This is a genomic window from Mesorhizobium sp. M4A.F.Ca.ET.020.02.1.1, assembly GCF_004022645.1.
Taxonomy (GTDB): domain Bacteria; phylum Pseudomonadota; class Alphaproteobacteria; order Rhizobiales; family Rhizobiaceae; genus Mesorhizobium.
Genome location: NZ_RZOI01001113.1, coordinates 1 through 1292, shown reverse-complemented (window position 1 = coordinate 1292; position 1292 = coordinate 1). Strand labels below are relative to the sequence as shown.

Here is a 1292-nt window from a genome sequence, read left to right as displayed (position 1 = left end):
GAGACAGTATTACGAGACGGTCGCTAAAACGGTCGTCAAGCTGATCAGGCAGAAGTCGAAGGAACCGTTGACGATCGGGTTGCACGGCGACTGGGGAGCGGGCAAATCCAGCACGCTGCTGATGATTGAGTCGGCATTCAAGGGACAGACAGACACCCTGTGTGTCCGGTTCAACGGCTGGCTGTTTGAGGGATACGACGACGCGAAGGCGGTGCTGATCGAGACGATCGTCGCAGCCCTCCTCAAGGAGAGGTCCGGGATCGCCAAGGTGGCGGACAAGGCCTGGGACGTCCTGAAGGCCGTCAACTGGATGAAGGCCGCCCGCACCGCAGGCAGCCTGGCGTTCACCATGGCGACCGGGATCCCCGGTCCGGACCTGATCCAGGGGATTGGTTCGATCGCGGGCAAGGTGATTAGCGATCCCAAGGCCTACCTGACCGGCGACGTGTTCAACAAGGTCATGGACGGTGCGGCGGAGCATTTTAAGGAGGCCGCACCTTCCGAGACGACGCCGCAACGGATGCACGCCTTTCGCGAAGACTTCGAGGAGCTGCTGGAGCGCGCCAAGGTCGACCGGCTGATCGTCTTGATCGACGACCTCGATCGATGCCTCCCGCAGACGGCGATCGCCACGCTGGAGGCTATCCGCCTGTTCTTGTTCGTGCCGAACGCGGCGTTCGTCATCGCCGCTGACGAGGGCATGATTGAATATGCCGTGCGCAACCACTTTCCCGATCTCCCGGCGGCGGCGGGGCCTACAAGCTACGCGCGCAACTACTTGGAAAAACTGATCCAGGTTCCGTTCCGCATGCCGGCACTTGGCGCGTCGGAGACCTTGGTCTATCTCACCTTGCTGCTCTATCTGGCCTCCGGCGTCAGCGACAGTTCGGTGGAGTTCAAGAGCCTGCTCGAGGTGGCGCGCAAGGCCTTGCAGCGGCCCTGGCTGGGCACCGGCTTCGACCGAGACAAAATCAAGGCGAGGCTGGGGTCCATACCCTCCGATCTGGATGCCGCCCTGCAGCTTGCGGCGGAGATTACGCCGATCCTAACCGAGGGCGCCCACGGCAATCCCCGGCAGATCAAACGCTTCGTCAACACCATGGCCCTGCGCGTCGAGATCGCCAGCGAGCGCGGCTTCCAGGACGATATCAAGCAATCCGTCTTGGCCAAGCTGATGTTGGCGGAGCGATTCGCCCCGGAACTGTTCAACGCGATCGCCCGCGACGCGTCCGCTGACGGCTCCAAGACCATCTCGATCCTCGAGCGGAAGGTGACCTCGAAGGGTGGCAAGG

The 1292-nt window shown here is 62.6% G+C and carries 1 protein-coding gene; it reads left to right on the top strand.

The features are described 5' to 3' along the window. Positions 1 to 1292 (top strand): Qat anti-phage system ATPase QatA (gene qatA, locus EN742_RS35280; protein ID WP_245492483.1); only part of this gene is annotated, 1292 nt, incomplete at both ends.